Annotated in this window: 13 protein-coding genes; 4 read left to right on the top strand and 9 right to left on the bottom strand. The window is 72.4% G+C overall.

Annotated features, from left to right (window positions below; genetic code table 11):
• Positions 1-80: 80 nt before the first annotated feature.
• From ACLVWQ_RS15310 to iolC, 8 genes are all read right to left on the bottom strand, one after another.
• Positions 81-2,561 (bottom strand): beta-glucosidase family protein, encoded by a 2,481-nt coding sequence (locus tag ACLVWQ_RS15310; RefSeq protein WP_414109197.1) that lies wholly within the window; start codon positions 2,559-2,561, stop codon positions 81-83.
• Between the two features lie 208 nt (positions 2,562-2,769).
• Positions 2,770-5,256, bottom strand: a complete 2,487-nt coding sequence (locus ACLVWQ_RS15305; protein WP_414109195.1) for a SpoIIE family protein phosphatase — start codon at positions 5,254-5,256, stop codon at positions 2,770-2,772.
• 147 nt (positions 5,257-5,403) lie between these two features.
• Positions 5,404-6,186 carry a GntR family transcriptional regulator gene (locus tag ACLVWQ_RS15300; RefSeq protein ID WP_414109194.1) on the bottom strand — a complete coding sequence of 261 codons (783 nt, stop codon included), beginning with the start codon at positions 6,184-6,186 and terminating at the stop codon, positions 5,404-5,406.
• Positions 6,187-6,214: 28 nt separating this feature from the next.
• Positions 6,215-7,711: a CoA-acylating methylmalonate-semialdehyde dehydrogenase gene (locus tag ACLVWQ_RS15295; RefSeq protein ID WP_414109193.1), complete on the bottom strand. Its 1,497-nt coding sequence runs from the start codon at positions 7,709-7,711 to the stop codon at positions 6,215-6,217.
• 46 nt (positions 7,712-7,757) lie between these two features.
• Positions 7,758-9,632: a 3D-(3,5/4)-trihydroxycyclohexane-1,2-dione acylhydrolase (decyclizing) gene (gene iolD / locus ACLVWQ_RS15290; protein WP_414109192.1), complete on the bottom strand. Its 1,875-nt coding sequence runs from the start codon at positions 9,630-9,632 to the stop codon at positions 7,758-7,760.
• Positions 9,633-9,639: 7 nt separating this feature from the next.
• Positions 9,640-10,533: a 5-deoxy-glucuronate isomerase gene (iolB, locus tag ACLVWQ_RS15285; protein WP_414109191.1), complete on the bottom strand. Its 894-nt coding sequence runs from the start codon at positions 10,531-10,533 to the stop codon at positions 9,640-9,642.
• Between the two features lie 16 nt (positions 10,534-10,549).
• Positions 10,550-11,428, bottom strand: a complete 879-nt coding sequence (locus ACLVWQ_RS15280) for a deoxyribose-phosphate aldolase (protein WP_414109190.1) — start codon at positions 11,426-11,428, stop codon at positions 10,550-10,552.
• 33 nt (positions 11,429-11,461) lie between these two features.
• The gene (gene iolC / locus ACLVWQ_RS15275; protein WP_414109189.1) at positions 11,462-12,436 is read right to left on the bottom strand and encodes a 5-dehydro-2-deoxygluconokinase; all 975 of its coding nucleotides are present in this window, start codon (positions 12,434-12,436) and stop codon (positions 11,462-11,464) included.
• Positions 12,437-12,751: 315 nt separating this feature from the next.
• On the opposite strand from iolC, the gene ACLVWQ_RS15270 reads away from it, so the two are divergent.
• Genes ACLVWQ_RS15270 through ACLVWQ_RS15255 form a run of 4 tightly spaced genes read left to right on the top strand, consistent with a single transcriptional unit; the run spans position 12,752 to position 16,880 of the window.
• Positions 12,752-13,768 (top strand): sugar ABC transporter substrate-binding protein, encoded by a 1,017-nt coding sequence (locus tag ACLVWQ_RS15270; RefSeq protein WP_414109188.1) that lies wholly within the window; start codon positions 12,752-12,754, stop codon positions 13,766-13,768.
• Positions 13,769-13,773: 5 nt separating this feature from the next.
• Complete coding sequence (locus ACLVWQ_RS15265; RefSeq protein WP_414109186.1) at positions 13,774-14,847, top strand: ABC transporter permease; 1,074 nt, start codon at positions 13,774-13,776, stop codon at positions 14,845-14,847.
• A gap of 3 nt (positions 14,848-14,850) precedes the next feature.
• Positions 14,851-15,861, top strand: a complete 1,011-nt coding sequence (locus ACLVWQ_RS15260) for an ATP-binding cassette domain-containing protein (RefSeq protein ID WP_414109185.1) — start codon at positions 14,851-14,853, stop codon at positions 15,859-15,861.
• Positions 15,861-16,880, top strand: coding sequence for a Gfo/Idh/MocA family protein (locus ACLVWQ_RS15255; protein WP_414109184.1), 1,020 nt, complete (start codon positions 15,861-15,863; stop codon positions 16,878-16,880). Before ACLVWQ_RS15260 ends, ACLVWQ_RS15255 begins: the two co-directional genes overlap by 1 nt.
• Positions 16,881-17,004: 124 nt before the next feature.
• On the opposite strand, the gene ACLVWQ_RS15250 is transcribed toward ACLVWQ_RS15255, so the two are convergent.
• On the bottom strand, positions 17,005-17,894 hold an 890-nt coding region (locus ACLVWQ_RS15250), incomplete at its 5' end, for a Gfo/Idh/MocA family protein (protein WP_414109183.1).

Raw genomic sequence — 17,894 nt, 5'->3', positions numbered from 1 at the left:
GCGTGCGCCACTCTCGCGCACGCCGGGCAGCCTACCCGTTCACCACCCGGGACCGGGCGTCCGCCGGGTCCGTCGGGCGCTCACACGGTGACCGTCGTCCGCAGGCGCAGCTCGCGTGACGAGGCCCCGACCCACACGGTCCGCCGCCCGGTGCCGAGCACCCAGTCGTGCCGCCGCGCGTCCCACGAGGAGAGGGTGCGTGCGTCGACACGCACGGTGATCCTGCGTGACTGTCCCGCCGCCAGCGTGAGCCTGCGGTAGCCGCTCAGCACCCGTACCGGCTGGTCGACCCGGAGGTCCGGCGAGGGGCCCAGATAGACCTGCGGGATGTCGACGCCGTCCCGGCGCCCGGTGTTCCGCACGGTGAAGGCCACGTCGAGGCCGTCCCCGGTCCGGGTCACCGCCAGTGCCTCGTACGCGAAGGAGGTGTACGAGAGTCCGTGCCCGAACGGGAACAGCGGCCGTACGCCCTTGGCGTCGTACCAGCGGTAGCCGGCGTGGATCCCCTCCGAGTACTCCTCGACGCCGTTCACGCCGGGGTAGCGCCGTGGGTCACCCGCGACCGGGTGGTGGTCGTCGTCGGCCGGGAAGGACTGGGTGAGCCGTCCGCCGGGGTCGCAGTCGCCGAACAGGACGGCCGCGGTGGCCGCCGCGCCCTCCTGGCCGGGGTAGTACATCTGCAGGACGGCGGCGGTGCGCTCCAGCCAGGGCATCGCGGTCGAGGACGAGGTGTTGAGGACGACGGTCGTGCGCGGGTTCGCCGCCGTCACCGCCTCGATGAGGTGTGTCTGGTGGCCGGGGAGCGCGAGGGTCGTGCGGTCCTGGTTCTCGGTGGCGTCCTCGTAGGCGAAGAGGACGACGTCGTGCGCGGCGCTCGCGGCCCGTACGGCCTCGGCCACGTCCTGGGCGCGGGTCGCGCCGGTGACGCGCCGCAGTCTGAACGTCTGCCCGGTGGCTCCGCCCTTCGCGACGATCTCGATCCGGTGCCCGCCCGCGGTGAGGCCGAGCGTCCTGCGGCGCACCGCGAGGCCGTCGGGCGCGGCCGACACCAGTCCCCCGGTGAAGTGCTCGGCGAGCCCGGCCGCCACCGGGAAGAGCTCGGTCCCGTCCAGGAGCACCTTGGGCCGCGTACCGGAGTAGTGGATGACGAAGGTCCACTCGTCGGCGTCCTCGACGGTCAGCGTCCCGTCGTACGTCCAGGTCTTCCCGGCGGCGACCTGCTGGCCCTCCGGGGAGAGGCCCGCCGAGAGCGCGCCCTTCGGCAGGGGCTTGCCGAAGAGGTCCTCGCCGAGCGCGTACGACACCCGGGACCCCTGGCCCGCGCGGGACCTGATGGCGTCGAGGGGGCTGTCGGCGTGGTCGGGGACGACATGGGCGCTGCCGCCGCCGCTGACGAACGGCAGGGAGCCGGTGGGGCCGACGACGGCGATGCTGCGGGCGGCCTCACCGGTCAGGGGCAGCGCGTGGTCCTTGTTGTGCAGGAGGGTCGCGCCCGCCTTGGCGACCTCCAGGGCGACGGCCGCGCCCGCCGCCGGGTCACGGGCCGGACGGGGCGGGGCGCTGCCGTCGAGCAGCCCGAAGTCGTCCATCGCGGTGAGGATCCGGCGCACGGACCGGTCGACGTACTCCTCGGAGACGGTGCCGTCCTGGACCGCCGCCTTGAGGGCGGCCCCGAAGTACTTGCCGCCCGGCATCTCCATGTCGAGGCCCGCGGTGAGCGAGGCGACGGTGCTGTGGGCGGCGTGCCAGTCGGTCATCACCCAGCCCTCGAAGCCCCAGCGGTCGCGGAGGATGCCGGTGAGGAGTTCCTCGTTCTCGCAGGCGTAGGTGCCGTTGACCTTGTTGTAGGCGCCCATGGCGGAGCGGGAGCCGGCGCCGACGGCCGCTTCGAAGGCGCGCAGTTCGACCTCGTTGAGGGTCTGTTCGTCGACCCGTACGTCGACGGTGTCGCGGTCCTTCTCCTGGTTGTTCATCGCGTAGTGCTTGACGGTCGCGATGAGGCCGGCGCCCTGGATGCCCTTGATCTCCTCGGCGACGAGGTCGGCGCTGAGCAGCGGATCCTCGCTGAAGGTCTCGAAGTTGCGGCCCGCGTACGGGGTGCGGACGAGGTTGACCATCGGGGAGAGCAGCACGTCCTGGCCCAGGGCGCGGCCCTCGGTGCCGATGACCCGGCCGTAGCGGCGGGCGAGTCCGGGGTCGAAGGCGGCGGCGAGCAGGACCGGCGCGGGCAGGGCGGTGGCGCGCTGTTTGACGCGCACTCCGGCCGGGCCGTCGGCCAGCCGCAGGGGCGGGATGCCGAGGCGCTCCACGCCGGGGACGTAGCCGGCCTGGCCGAGGGACTTCGGGTCGGTGGCGCCGTGCAGCAGGGAGATCTTCTCGTCGAGGGTGAGCCGGGTGAGCAGGGCCTCGACGCGGGGTCCCGCGGCGGCGGGCCGCCGGACAGCGGGCTGTCGGGCGGCGGCCCCGGCCGGTGAGGAGAACCCGGCGGTGGCGGCGAGGGCGACGGCGGTCGCGCCGCCCAGCAGGCGCAGCACGGACCGCCGGGACACGGTGTCGGACATGAGGCGTCACTCCTCGTTGGGTGCGGGCACGAGGAGGTGAACCGAGGGCGCACGGGCGGCCGTCCTGGTTCGCCCTCCGGACGCACTATGCGACAAAAGTGACTTTTCACACCGTTAGGCGCCACGGTCAGCCGAAAATATGACTCCGACGGAAGCGCGCGGAGGCACGAAGGAATGGAGGTACGGAGGGTGTGTCCGCGCCGCGCGGTCAGATCGACGGGCCCGTCAGGGACTGCTCCGTCCAGATGATCTTGCCGTTCCGGGTGTAGCGGGTCCCCCAGCGCTGTGTGCACTGGGAGACCAGGAACAGGCCGCGGCCGCCCTCGTCGGTCGTCTTCGGGTGGCGCAGGTGCGGGGCCGTGGGGCTGGCGTCCCACACCTCGCAGACCAGGGTCCCCGACATGATCAGCCGCAGTCTGATCGGAGCGGTCGCGTGCCGGAGCGCGTTGGTGACGAGTTCGCTGACGACCAGTTCGGTGGTGAAGGTCAGCTCGTCGAGGCCCCATTCGGTCAGCTGCCGCGCGGTGCGTTTGCGGACCTCGGCGACCGAGGCCGGGCCGCCGGGCAGCTCCCAGGAGACCACCCGGTCCGCCGACAGCAGGCGCGCGCGGGCCATCAGCAGCACCACGTCGTCCGGCGGGCGCGCCGGGACCAGGGCGTCGACCACGGCCAGGCAGCGGGCGTCGAGGCCTGCGCCCTGCCGCTCCAGCACCCGGCGCAGCCTCTCCCGGTCGGCGGCGGCGTCCCGGTCGCTCGCGGGCCCCTCGGCGGCGAGCAGGCCGTCGGTGCACAGGGCGAGCACGCTGCCCTCGGCGAGCCGCAGTTCGACGGACTCGAAGGGCGGACCGCCGACGCCCAGTTCGGGTCCTGGCGGCAGTTCGGGGAACTCCACCGTGCCGTCCGGGGTGACGACGACGGGCAGACCGTGGCCCGCGGCGGCCATGGAGCACCGCCCGCCGACCGGGTCGTACACGGCGTAGAGGCAGCTGGCGCCCTTCGCCCGTACGCCGTCGGCGCGCGGAGCCGTCCCCGGGTCCCCCTCCTGCCCGGTCCGGCCGACCAGGTCGTCGAGGTGGGCCAGCACCTCCTCGGGCGGCAGGTCCAGATCGGCGAGGGTCTGCACGGCGGCCCGCAGCCGGCCCATGGTGGCGGCGGCCTCGATGCCGTGCCCGACCACGTCGCCCACCACGAGGGCGACCCGTGCGCCCGACAGCGGGATGACGTCGAACCAGTCGCCGCCCAGGCCCGTCAGTTCGTCGGCGGGCCGGTAGCAGGCGGCGACCTCCATCGCGTCCTGCTCGGGGAGCCGGTGCGGCAGCAGGTGGCGCTGCAGGACCAGGGCCGCGTCGCGCTCCCGGGTGTAGCGGCGGGCGTTGTCGAGGCACAGGGCGGCGCGGGACACGAACTCCTCGGCCAGGGCCAGGTCGTCCTGGTCGAAGGGGTTCTTGCGGCGGCGCCGGAAGAACGTGGTGACGCCGAGCGTGGTGCCGCGTGCCCGGACCGGCACGACCATCGCCGTGTGCACTCCGAGGTCGAGGAAGGTGGTCGCCGTGCCGTGGGGGCCTTCGCGGTCGCCGGGCCGGCCGGCGGTCCACTCCTCGGCGAGCGGGTCGAGGCGCTCGTCCAGCCAGGGCCTGCCGCTGGTCAGGACGGAGATCGGGGGCGCGTCCGCGCGGTAGCGGACCGGCTGCCCGATCCCGGCGGCGGCTCCGGTGAGCCCGTCGTCGGCCGACCGGTGGCCGGCCCGGCGCAGCGGTACCGCGTCCGGTCCGCCGAGCGGCCCGGGAGCCAGTTCGCCGCCGTCCAGGACGCTCTCCAGCAGGTCCACGGTGACGAGGTCGGCGAGCCCCGGCACCGCGACGTCGGCCAGTTCCTGGGCGGTGCGGGTGACGTCCAGGGTGCGGCCGATGTGTCTGCCCGCCTGGTCCAGGAGGGTGAGGCGCTCACGGGCCCGGTAGCGCTCGCTGATGTCGACGACCGTGTAGGACACGCCGAGCGGGTTGCCGCGGTCGTCGTCGAGGCGGGTGAAGGACATGGCGTGGGCGGTGTCGCGGTGCGGCTCCGAGCGGACCGTGCCGACGTGTTCGTAGCCCTCGACGGTCACGCCGGTCTCCAGGACCTGGCGCATCACCGCCTCCAGTGCCTCGGCGTCCAGGCCGGGCTGGACGTCCGCGAGCCGTTTGCCGATCCGCTCCCGGCCGGGCCCGCCGCCGAACCGTTCCAGGGCGGCGTTGGACCAGACGAACCGCAGGCCGGTGTCGACGATGGCGATGCCGATCGGCGAGTGCGCGGCCAGCCGCTCCAGCACCCCGCGGCTCATGTCCCAGCCCGGGGTGCCCGCCGTGTCGGTGGCCAGGGCCACCCAGCGGGGCGGGCCGTCCGCCACCTCCAGGGCCGGGACGACCCGTACGGTGGCGACGACCGGGTGGCCGTCCCGGTGACGGACCGCGAGGAGCCCGGTCCAGCCGCCGTCCCTGGCGCACCGGCCGCCCAGGGCGGGCAGGCGCGCGGCGTCCGCGGGCATCAGCAGGTCGGCCACGGCCCGGCCCACCGCCTCGTCCCGGCGGTAGCCGAACAGCCGCTCGGCGTCGGTGGTCCAGCCGGTCACCACCGTGCGGGCGTCCAGCAGCACGACCGCGGCGTCGGCCGGCTCGGGCCGCTGCCGCGCCTGGTCGCTCTCCTCGCTCGTCGCCACCCTGACCTTCTCCGTCCCTGGGAGCGGTCCTGCTGTCGGCCGCGCTCGGTCCACCGCGCCGCACGGCCCCAACGTACCGCCGCAAGGGCCCGGCGAGCCCGGTGACCGCATCCGATCAGGGGCGGACGGGGGCCGGCGGCGGACGGGTCAGGGGCGGACGAGCAGCTGGAAGTCGAAGGAGTAGCGCGAGGCCCGGTAGACATGGGTGCCGTACTCCACGGCCCGCCCGGTGTCGTCGTAGGCCGTGCGCCGCATGGTGAGCAGCGCCGACCCCGCGGGTTCGTCGAGCAGGCGGGCCTCCTGCGACGTGGCACTGCGGGCGCCCACGGTCTGGTGGGCGCTGTGCAGGGTGATGCCGGCGGCGCGCATCATCCGGTAGAGCCCGGTCGCCTCCAGTCTCTCGGTGTCCAGGGCGAGGAGCGAGGCGGGCAGGTAGTTGCACAGGTGGGCCACGGGGTCGCCGTGGGTGGAGCGCAGCCGTTCGAGCACGATGACGTCCCGGCCCTCGGGGATGCCGAGGGCCGCTGCGACCTCGGCCGAGGCCGATTCGACCTCGTTGCGCAGCACCCGGGTGGCGGGGCCCTGGCCCGCGGCGGCGAGGTCGTCGTACAGGCTGGTCAGTTCCAGCGAACGCCGGACCTGGCTGTGCACCACCTGGGTGCCGATGCCCCGGCGGCGTACCAGCAGGCCCTTCTCCACCAGGGACTGGATGGCCTGACGGACGGTGGGACGGGACAGGCCGAGCCGGGCCGCGATGTCGACCTCGTTGCCCAGCAGGTCCCCCGGGGAGAGGGCCCCCTGCTCGATCGCGGACTCCAGCTGCTGGGCGAGCTGGTAGTAGAGCGGGACCGGGCTGCCCCGGTCCAGCGTGACCTCCAGGCGGTCGAAGGCCGCGCCGGTCGCCGGACGTGCCGTTCCGGTCTCTGCCACGGGAGCCCTCCCATCGGGTGTGACTCCGTCAGGAGTGGCTGGGGAAACCGAGGTTGATGCCGCCGCTGTCGGCCGGGTCGGGCCAGCGGGTGGTGATGACCTTGCCCTGGGTGTAGAAGGCGATGCCGTCGTTGCCGTAGATGTGGTGGTCCCCGAAGAGGGAGTCCTTCCAGCCGCCGAAGGAGTGGTAGCCGACGGGGACGGGGATCGGCACGTTGACGCCGACCATGCCGGCCTGGACCTCCAGCTGGAAGCGGCGGGCGGCGCCGCCGTCCCGGGTGAAGATCGCGGTGCCGTTGCCCCAGCGGGAGGCGTTGATCAGCGCGATGCCCTCGTCGTAGGTGGCGACGCGGACCACGCACAGCACGGGGCCGAAGATCTCGTCGCGGTAGGCGTCCGCGGTGACCGGGACCCGGTCCAGGAGCGAGACCCCGAGGAAGAAGCCGTCCTCGTGCCCCGGCACGGTGAGCCCGGTGCCGTCCACGACCACCTCGGCGCCCTGGGCGCGGGCGCCCGCGACGTACGAGGCGACCTTGTCCCGGTGCTCGCGGGTGATGAGCGGGCCCATCTCGCTGGCGGGGTCGGTGCCGGGGCCGATCCTCAGCCCCGTGGCCCGCTCGGCGATCTTGCCGACCAGCTCGTCGCCGGTGTCGCCGACCGCCACGACGACGGAGACGGCCATGCAGCGCTCGCCCGCCGAGCCGTAGGCGGCGTTGATGGCCTGGTCGGCGGCGAAGTCCAGGTCGGCGTCGGGCAGCACCAGCATGTGGTTCTTGGCGCCGCCGAGGGCCTGTACGCGCTTGCCGTGCTCGATGCCCTTGAGCTGGATGTACTTGGCGATGGGCGTGGAACCGACGAAGGAGACGGCCGTGACGTCCGGGTGCTCAAGGAGCCGGTCCACGGCGACCTTGTCGCCCTGCACGACGTTGAGCACGCCGTCCGGCAGTCCCGCCTCGGAGGCCAGTTCGGCCAGCCGCAGCGAGGCGGAGGGGTCCTTCTCGCTCGGCTTGAGCACGAAGGTGTTGCCGCAGGCGATGGCCAGCGGGAACATCCACATCGGCACCATGGCCGGGAAGTTGAACGGCGTGATGCCGGCGACGACCCCGAGCGGCTGGCGGATCGCGGCCACGTCGACCCGGTTGGAGACCTGGGTGGACAGCTCGCCCTTGACCAACTGCGGTACCGAGCAGGCGAGTTCGACGATCTCCATGCCCCGGGCGATCTCACCGAGCGCGTCCGAGTGCACCTTGCCGTGCTCGGCGGTGATCAGCGCGGCGATCTCGTCGCGGTGCGCGTCGAGCAGTTCGCGGTACTTGAAGAGGACCGTGGTGCGCTTGGACAGCGAGGCGGTGCCCCAGCTCTCGAAGGCGGTCCTCGCGGAGGCGACGGCGGCGTCCACCTCGTCGACGGAGGCGAAGGCGACCTGCTTGTCCTGGGCGCCGGTGGCCGGGTCGTACACGGGTCCGAAGCGGCCGGAGGTGCCCTCGACGGGCTTCCCGCCGATCCAGTGGTCGATGTTCTTCATGGGATGCGGATCCTTTTCGTGAGCGGGCGGACCGTGCGGGCGGATGTCAGAGGTGGCGGCGGCGGTCGGCGAGCTGCCGCTCGTACGTCGTACGGGCCCGGGTGGCGGCCTCGCGGGAGGCGACCTCGGCGACCGGTACGTCCCACCAGGCCTCGGCGTCCGGCGCGGTGGGCGTGGGGTCGGTCTCGACGTACACGCAGGTGGGCCGGTCGGACGCGCGGGCGGTGGCCAGCGCGTCCCGCAGCTCGCGCACCGTCTTGGCGCGCAGGAGGTCCATGCCGAGGCTGGCGGCGTTGGCGCCCAGGTCGACCGGCAGCGGGGCCCCGGTGAAGGTGCCGTCGGGGGCCCGGTAGCGGTAGGCGGTGCCGAAGCGTTCGCCGCCCACCGACTCGGAGAGGCCGCCGATGGACGCGTACCCGTGGTTCTGGATGAGGACCAGGTTGACGGGCAGCCCCTCCTGGACGGCCGTGACGATCTCGGTGGGCATCATGAGGTACGTCCCGTCGCCGACCAGCGACCAGACGGGGGTGCCCGGCGCGGCCTGCTGGACACCGATGCCGGCCGGGATCTCGTAGCCCATGCACGAGTAGCCGTACTCCAGGTGGTACTGGCGCCGGCCGCGGGCGCGCCAGAGCTTGTGCAGGTCGCCGGGGAGCGAGCCGGCCGCGTTGATGACCACGTCGTCGTCGCCGACCACCGCGTCCAGGGCGCCGAGGACCTGCGTCTGGGTGGGGACCGCGTGCTCGTCGTCGGCCCGGTAGGCGGCGTCGACGATCCGCTCCCAGCGTTCCTTGCCCGCGCGGTACTCGGCCTCGTACGCCGGGTCCACCCGGTGTCCCGCCAGCGCCCCGGTGAGGGCCTCAAGACCGGCGCGGGCGTCGGCGACCAGGGTCAGCGCGCTCAGCTTGTGCGCGTCGAAGGCGGCCACGTTGAGGTTGACGAACCGCACGTCCGGGTTCTGGAAGAGCGTCGCGGAGGCGGTGGTGAAGTCCGAGTAGCGGGTGCCGACGCCGATGACCAGGTCGGCGGTGCGGGCCAGCTCGTCGGCGACGGCGGTGCCGGTGTGGCCGACGCCGCCGACGTCCGCCGGGTGGTCGTGGCGCAGCGAGCCCTTGCCGGCCTGGGTGGACGCGACCGGGATGCCGGTGGCCGCCACGAACTCCCTGAGGGCCGGCTCGGCCTCGCTGTGGTGGACGCCGCCGCCCGCGATGATCACGGGGCGCCGGGAGCCGCGTACGGCCGCCACCGCGGCGGCGAGTTCGGCCGGTTCGGGCGCCGGGCGGCGGACGTGCCAGATCCGCTCGGCGAAGAACTCCTCGGGCCAGTCGTACGCCTCGGCCTGGACGTCCTGCGGCAGGGCGAGGGTGACGGCGCCGGTCTCGACGGGGTCGGCGAGCACCCGCATGGCGTTGAGGGCGGAGGGGATCAGCGCCTCGGGGCGGTTGATGCGGTCGAAGTAGCGGGAGACCGGGCGCAGTGTGTCGTTGACCGACAGGTCGGCCTCGACCGGGTGCTCCAGCTGCTGGAGCAGCGGGTCGGCGACCCGGGTGGCGAAGTAGTCGCCGGGCAGGAGCAGCACGGGCAGGCGGTTGACGGTGGCCAGGGCCGCGCCGGTGACCAGGTTGGTGGCGCCGGGGCCGATGGAGGTGGTGACCGCCTGGGCGGAGAGCCGGTCGAGCTGGCGGGCGTGGGCGACCGCGGCGTGCACCATGGCCTGTTCGTTGCGGCCCTGGTGGAAGGGCATGGTCCCCTCGCCCGCTTCGAGGAGTGCCTGGCCGAGCCCCGCCACGTTGCCGTGGCCGAAGATCCCCCAGGTGCCGGCGATCAGCCGGTGCCGTACGCCGTCGCGTTCGGTGTGCTGCGCGGCCAGGAAACGCACCAGTGCCTGGGCGACGGTCAGGCGGAGAGTGGAACGGCTCATCGGTTCCTCACTGGGCTGCGGAGGGGGTGGGCGGGGTCAGCCGGGGATCGACGGGCCGGCTCGGCCAGGTGTCGCGGATCCAGGCGTGGTCGGGGTGGTCGCTGATCAGCCAGGCCCGGTCGGCGCCGGGGCCCGCCATGACGTTGAGGTAGTACATGTCGTGGCCCGGCGCGGCGATCGAGGGGCCGTGCCAGCCGTCCGGGATCAGGACGACGTCGCCGCCGCGCACCTCGGCGAGCACGTCCGTGCCGCCGTCGCCCGAGGGTGAGACCCGCTGGTAGCCGAGGCCGGGGGTGCCCTCGTGGTCGGCGATCTCGAAGTAGTAGATCTCCTCCAGCTCGGACTCCTCGCCCGGCCGGTCCTCGTCGTGCTTGTGCGGCGGGTAGGAGGACCAGTTGCCGCCGGGGGTGATCACCTCGACCGCGATGAGCTTGTCGCACTCGAAGACCCCGGCCGCGCCGAAGTTGTGGACCCGGCGGGAGCAGGTGCCGCTGCCGCGCAGTTCGACGGGCACGGACTCGGCGGGGCCGTAGCGGGACGGCAGGCGGCGTTCGCAGCGGGCGCCGGTGAGCGCGAAGCGGCCGCCCTCGTCGGAGGAGAGGGCGGTGGTCGCGTCCCGGGGAACGTATACGAAGTCGCTGACGCCGCTGAACACGTCCGGGCGGCCGCGCAGCGCGAACTCGTCGCGGCCGAAGTCGTCGGTGACGGCGACCGTGCAGGCGCCGCCGAGCGAGGTGACGATCCACTCGCTGTCCCCGGCGGTGAACAGGTGGGTGCCGCCCGGGGGCAGTTCGAGGACACGGAGGCTGGAGTGGGCCCAGCCCGCGCTCTCCGGGGTGACGTCCACGGCGTACGGGCCGCTCGCGGCCCGGCCGGCGGGCAGGTGGTGTGCGCTGGTCATGAAGGGGTCCTTCCGGTCAGAGCAGGCCGACCGCGGTGTCCACCGCGGTCTCCACGCCGCCCTCGGCGGGATAGAGCAGGGACCGGCCGACGACCAGACCCTGGACGGTGGGCAGCCGCAGCGCCTTGCGCCACTTCTCGTACGCGCCCTCCTGGTCCCTGCCCACCTCACCACCGAGCAGGACGGCCGGCAGGGTGGAGGTCTCCAGCGCGGCGGCCATGTCGTCCGGGTCGCTGGTGACGGGCAGCTTCAGCCAGGTGTAGGCGGAGGTGCCGCCGAGGCCGGAGGCGATGGCGATGGACCGGGTGACGGCCTCCGCGGTGAGGTCGTTGCTGAGCCTGCCCGCGACGCGGCGGGAGATGAACGGCTCGACGAACACCGGGAGGCGGCGGGCGGCCATGGCGTCGATCGCGCGGGCGGAGGACTCCAGCGTGGTGAGCGAGCCGGGGTCGTCGTAGTCGATGCGCAGCAGGAGCTTGCCCGCATCGAAGTTCAGCCGGTCGACGTCCTCGGCGCGGTGGCCGGTGAAGCGGTCGTCCAGCTCGAAGGCGGCGCCGGCCAGGCCGCCGCGGTTCATGGAGCCCATGACGACCTTGTTCTCCAGCGCGCCCAGCAGCAGGAGGTCGTCCAGGATGTCGGCGGTGGCGAGCACCCCGTCCACGCCCGGCCGGGACAGCGCGACGCACAGCCGCTCCAGCAGGTCGGCGCGGTTGGCCATGGCCAGCCGGCGGTCGCCGACGGCGAGCGAGCCGCGTGCCGGGTGGTCGGCGGCCACGATCATGAGGCGGCCGCTGTCGCCGACGAGGGGCCGCCGGGTGCGGCGGGCGGCCGCTTCGGCCACGGCCTCCGGGTGCTGGACCCGCACTCTGACCAGGTCGGGGATGGTGATGCTCAAGGGGGTGGCTCCGTTCGTGGGGGGGGTGCGGCGTCAGCCGCGGGAGGTGACGAGTTCCTCGACCTCGGCGGCGGTCGGCATCGCGGAGGAGCAGGCGAGGCGGGAGGCGACGAGGGCGCCGGCCGCGTTGGCGTACCGCATCGTCTTCTCCAGGTCCCAGCCGGCCAGCAGGCCGTGGCAGAGGGAGCCGCCGAACGCGTCGCCCGCGCCGAGTCCGTTGACCACCTCGACGGGCACGGGCGGTACCTCGGCGGTGGTGCCGTCGCGGTGGACGGCGAGGACGCCCTTGGGGCCCTGTTTGACGACGGCCAGTTCCACGCCGGCTTCGAGGAGGGCGTCGGCGCAGGCCCGCGGTTCGCGGACGCCGGTGGCGATCTCGCACTCGTCGAGGTTGCCGACGGCGACCGTGGCGTGCCGCAGGGCTTCGGCGTAGTACGGGCGGGCCGCGTCCGGCCCGCGGCGGGAGCCGCTGATGTCGTCGCGCCAGAACATGGGGCGCCAGTCGAGGTCGAAGACGGTGGTCCCGGCCCTGTCGCGGGCCTTGAGGGCGGCGAGGGTGGCCGAGCGGCTGGGTTCCTCGCTCAGTCCGGTTCCGGTGATCCAGAAGATCTTCGCCGCCCGGAGCGCGAAGAAGTCGAGCTCGTCGGTGCGGATCTCCAGGTCCGGCGCCTTGGGCTGCCGGTAGAAGTAGAGCGGGAAGTCGTCGGGCGGGAAGATCTCGCAGAAGGTGATCGGTGTCGGATAGGCCTTGACCGGGGTGACCCAGCGGTCGTCGACCCCGAAGTCCTGGAGGGCCCGGTGCAGATAGGCTCCGAACGGGTCATCACCGGTACGGGTGACGATCGCTGTCGTACGCCCCAGGCGCGCGGCGGCGACCGCCACGTTGGCCGCCGAACCGCCGAGGAACTTGCCGAAGGTCTCGACGTCTGCGAGCGGTACGCCGGTCTGCAGGGGGTAGAGATCGACCCCCATGCGACCCATCGTGATCAGGTCGAATGACTCGGTCATACGCGTCGCTCCTCGTGGTGGCTGCGGACTTCCGGGGGTGCGGGATGCAGGAGACCGGTGTGTCCTAGGTGTAAGACCGGGACCGAAGCCATGTCAAGACTTTGTACTTACATTCTCACGTCACCCTGAAATGATGTCTTAACAAAGTATTGACAGTAAGGCCCGTCAGGGACTTACATCCCCTCCCAACAGCACAGCCGACGTTTGACGCTCCGTGGCCCTGTGGTTTCCTTCCGTGGGGCCGTGAGTTCCGGGCGACCGTCCGGACCGCTGCCCCTGATCCCTCCCCCTGTCGCACAGTGAGGTGCCGGAAAGATGGACCGCACGTCTCGCCCCCGCTCCCGCAGATTCGCCCTCGTCGCCGCGGCCGCCGCGGCCGTCCTGATAGTCACCGGCTGTTCCAGCGACTCCGGTGGCAAGAAGGCCGAGGAGGGCGCGGACAACGCGTCTGCCGGCAAGGCCGACACGCCCCGTATGAAGATCGCGATGATCACCCACGCGGCTCCCGGGGACACGTTCTGGGACCTTGTCCGCAAGGGAGCGGAGGTCTCCGCAGCCAAGGACAACGTCGAGCTGGTGTACTCCAACAACCCCGACTCGTCGAAGCAGGCCAACCTCGTCCAGAACGCGATCGACCAGAAGGTCGACGGTATCGCGGTCACCCTCGCCAAGCCGGACGCCATGAAGTCCGTGGTCGCCAAGGCCGAGAAGGCCGGTATCCCCGTCGTCGGTCTCAACGGAGGCATCGACGACTGGAAGGAGCAGGGACTCCTCGAATACTTCGGCCAGGACGAGTACGTGGCCGGAAAGGCCTTCGGCGAGAAGCTCAACGAACTCGGCGCCAAGAACAACATCTGCGTCATCCACGAGCAGGGCAGCGTCGCCCTGGAGGACCGCTGCCGCGGTGTGGACGAGACGTTCAAGGGCAAGACCACGACGCTCAACGTGAACGGCACGAACATGCCGGCCGTGAAGTCGACGATCAACGCCAAGCTCAAGCAGGACTCGTCGATCGACTACGTGGTCACGCTCGGCGCCCCGTTCGCCCTGACCGCCGTGCAGTCCGTGGCCGACTCGGGCAGCAAGGCGAAGGTGGCGACGTTCGACCTGAACAAGGAGATGGTCTCCGCCGTCAAGAGCGGTGACATCGAGTTCGCGGTCGACCAGCAGCCGTACCTGCAGGGCTACCTGTCGGTGGACGCCCTGTGGCTCTACAAGACCAACGGCAACTTCAGCGGTGGTGGCCAGGAGCCGGTGCTGACCGGTCCGGCGTTCGTCGACAAGGAGAACGTGGACGCCATCTCGAAGTTCGCCGCGAAGGGCACTCGGTGACACCCATGACCCAGGCAACGGCACCGGCGACGAGTTCCTCGTCGCCGGCTTCGCCGGCCGCCCCGAAGGACGGCCGGACCTCACAGCGGTCCCTGGTCCGCAGGCTCGCGGCCCGTCCCGAGATCGGCGCGCTGATCGCGGCGATCGCCGTGTACATCTTCTTCTTCGCGGTCGCCTCGCCCTTCCGTGAGGCGAGCTCGCTGGCGAACGTGCTCTACGAAGCCTCGGTCATGGGCATCATGGCCCTGCCGGTGGCCCTGCTGATGATCGGCGGCGAGTTCGACCTCTCCGCCGGTGTGGCGGTCACCACCTCCGCGCTGACCGCCAGCATGTGGAGCTTCCAGCTCTCCATGAACGTCTGGACCGGCGTCCTCGTCGCCCTCGTCGTCTCGCTCGCGATCGGCGCGTTCAACGGCTATCTGCTGGTGCGCACCGGCCTGCCGTCGTTCCTCATCACGCTCGGTTCGTTCCTGATCCTGCAGGGCGCCAACCTCGCCGTCACCAAGCTCTTCACCGGGAACGTCGCCACCGACTCCATCAGCGACATGGACGGCTTCGACCAGGCCAAGAAGGTCTTCGCGTCGGAGATCGGCATCGGCGGCGTCGATGTGAAGATCACGGTCATCTACTGGCTGGTCTTCGCGGCCGGCGCGACCTGGCTGCTGCTGCGCACCAAGTTCGGCAACTGGATCTTCGCCACCGGCGGCAACAAGGAGAGCGCCCGCGCGGTCGGCGTGCCGGTCACCTTCACCAAGATCGCCCTGTTCATGGGCGTCGGCGCCGGTGCCTGGTTCGTCGGCATGCACATCCTGTTCTCGTTCAACACCGTCCAGTCCGGCGAGGGCGTGGGCAACGAGTTCCTGTACATCATCGCCGCGGTCATCGGCGGCTGCCTGCTCACCGGCGGCTACGGCTCCGCGGTCGGCGCGGTCATCGGTGCCTTCATCTTCGGCATGGTCTCCCAGGGCATCGTCTACGCCAACTGGAACCCCGACTGGTTCAAGGCCTTCCTCGGCGTCATGCTCCTGCTCGCCGCCCTCGTCAATCTGTGGGTCCGCCACCAGGCGACCCGGAGGTAACCCATGACCGACAGCACCACCTCCAGCGACGACACCGGCGACGACGGCCCGGACACCGGCACCGCCGCGCCCACCGGCTCGACGGCCAAGGACCGCGCCCAGCTCGCGGCCGAGGCCGAGGCCCAGGACCGGACCCGGGACCAGGCCGCGGACCAGGCGTCGGACGGCCCGCCGATCGTCCAGCTGCGCGGAGCCGGCAAGGCGTACGGCAACGTCCGCGCCCTGCACGGCGTCGACCTGGCCGTGCACCCCGGTCAGGTGACCTGTGTCCTCGGCGACAACGGCGCCGGCAAGTCGACGCTGATCAAGATCATCTCCGGTCTTCACCAGCACACCGAGGGCGAGTTCCTCATCGACGGCGAGGCGGTGCAGCTCAGCACCCCGCGCGAGGCCCTCGCCAGGGGCATCGCGACCGTCTACCAGGACCTGGCCACCGTGCCGCTGATGCCGGTGTGGCGGAACTTCTTCCTCGGCTCGGAGATGACCAAGGGGCCCTGGCCGGTCCGCCGCCTGGACATCGCGGCGATGAAGCGGACCGCGGACACCGAGCTGCGCGCCATGGGCATCGTCCTGGACGACCTCGACCAGCCGATCGGCACCCTGTCCGGCGGCCAGCGCCAGTCCGTGGCCATCGCCCGCGCCGTGTACTTCGGCGCCCGCGTCCTCATCCTGGACGAGCCCACCGCGGCGCTCGGCGTCAAGCAGTCCGGGGTGGTGCTCAAGTACATCGCGGCCGCCCGCGACCGCGGCCTGGGCGTCATCTTCATCACCCACAACCCGCACCACGCGTACATGGTCGGCGACCACTTCAGCGTCCTGCGGCTGGGCACCATGGAACTGTCGGCCGCCCGCGCCGACGTGACCCTCGAAGAGCTGACCAACCACATGGCCGGTGGCGCCGAACTCGCCGCGCTCAAGCACGAGCTGGCCCAGGTGCGCGGGGTCGACGTCGAGGGGCTTCCCGAGGAGCGGGACCTCCAGGCGTCCCTCGCCTCGTCGGAGGGGAAGTCCTGATGGCCCGCGGCGGATCGCTCGGGGTGGCCGTCGTCGGCACCGGCAAGATGGGAGCCGACCATGTGCGCCGGCTCCACGACGTGACGAACGGGGCCCATGTGGCCGCGGTCGTGGACGTCGACGCGGAACGGGTCAAGCGGATCGCCGACGGCATCGAGGGCTGCTCCGCCTTCACCGACCCGGCCGCTGCGCTGGCCGCGGACGGTGTCGACGCCGTGCTGATCGCCTCCCCCGGCCCCGCGCACGAGGCGGCCCTGCTCACCGCCTTCGAGCACGACCTGCCCGTCCTGTGCGAGAAGCCGCTGACGACCGGCTCGGCCTCGGCCCTGCGGATCCTGGAGGCCGAACAGCGGCTCGGGCACCGCAGGGTGCAGGTGGGCTTCATGCGCCGGTACGACACGGAGTACGTGAAGCTCAAGGCGCTGCTGGACACGGGGCAGCTGGGCCGGCCGCTGATGCTGCACAACAAGCACCGCAATGTGGCGACCCCGCCCGGCTTCACCACCGAGATGCTCATCAACGACTCCGTCGTGCACGAGATGGACATCACCCGCTGGCTGCTCGGCCAGGAGATCGCCGCGGTCACCGTGCTGAAGCCGACGCCCTCGGACAACGCCCCGCAGGGCCTGCTGGATCCGCAGCTGGTGCTGTTCGAGACGGCGGGCGGCTCGATCGTCGACGTCGAGATCAACGTCAACTGCGGCTTCGGCTACCAGGTGCAGGCCGAGGTGGTCTGCGAGCGCGGCACGGCCCGGATCGGCGACGGGCACGCCCTGGTCACGAACATGGCGGGCCGCTGGGGCGGCACCATCGCCCAGGACTTCGTGGAGCGGTTCGAGGACGCGTACGACCGCCAGATGCAGGCCTGGGTGGACGCCACCCGGCGCGGCGAGGTCACCGGGCCCAGCGCCTGGGACGGCTACGCCACGGCCGCGGTCTGCGAGGCGGGCGTCCGCGCCCAGCAGGAGGGCACCCGCACCGAGGTCACCCTGGTGGACCGCCCGGCCTTCTACAACTGAGCGGAACGGGGGCGCCCCCGAAGGGGCGCGGGGAACTGCGCGACCGGCCCCCAACGGCCCGCGGCCGACGAATCGACGGGGGCCGCCAGAACCCGCGAGGTTCATGGCGGCCCCCGTCGGCCGACTACACCCGCGGCACCTCCGTACGCGGCCGGGGCTCGAACCCCGCCCCCCGATAGCAGTCGTCGATCAGCCGCATCGTCGCCACCGCGTCCTCCGCGCCGAGCGGCGACGCCGCCCGCCCCCGCACATGCGCCGCGAACGCCTCCAGCTGGTACGTGTACGAGGGCCGCTTGCCCAGCTGCTCGGTCCGCTCCCCCTCCGGCGTACGGACGACGACCCGGTCGTCCTGGTGCGGCAGGACGAAGTTCAGCGCGGTCGCCTCACCACGGGAGCCGACGATCCGGCAGGTCATCCGCAGCTCGCCGTAGTCCATGTGGCAACGGGCCGAACCGGTGGCGCCACCGGGGAACGCGAGCTCCGCGTCCAGCCACTCGTCCACGCCGGGCGCGCCCTCGCGGACCCCGCCCTTCGCGCCGACCAGCGTGGGCTCACCACCGGCCCAGGGGGCGAGCGTGCGCAGGGCGTGCAGCCCGTAGCAGCCGAGGTCCATGAGCGCGCCCCCGGCGAGCGGCAGCGACCAGCGGGGGTCCTCGGCGGGCGGCGCGGCGACGGCGACGAGTGTCTCGACGTGCCGCAGCTCCCCCAGCTCGCCCGACTCCAGCAGCTCGTGCAGCCGCCGGGTGACGGGGTGGAAGAGGTAGTGGAAGGCCTCCATGAAGACGGTGCCGGCCTTGGCGGCGGCGTCCCGGACCTCGACGGCCTCCTCCGTGTTGCTCGCGGAGGGCTTCTCCGTCAGCACATGCTTGCCCGCGGCGAGCGCGGCGAGGTTCCACGGGCCGTGCAGGCCGTTGGCGAGCGGGTTGTAGACCACCTCGACCCGGGGGTCGGCGATCACGTCCGCGTACGAGTCCAGGACCCGCTCGACGTCGTGCTCGGCGGCGAACGCCTCGG

This window comes from Streptomyces sp. CWNU-52B, from assembly GCF_047444975.1.
Taxonomy (GTDB): Bacteria; Actinomycetota; Actinomycetes; order Streptomycetales; family Streptomycetaceae; genus Streptomyces.
The sequence above is the reverse complement of the archived record's forward strand: the minus strand, read 5'-3'. Positions and strand labels throughout refer to the sequence as shown.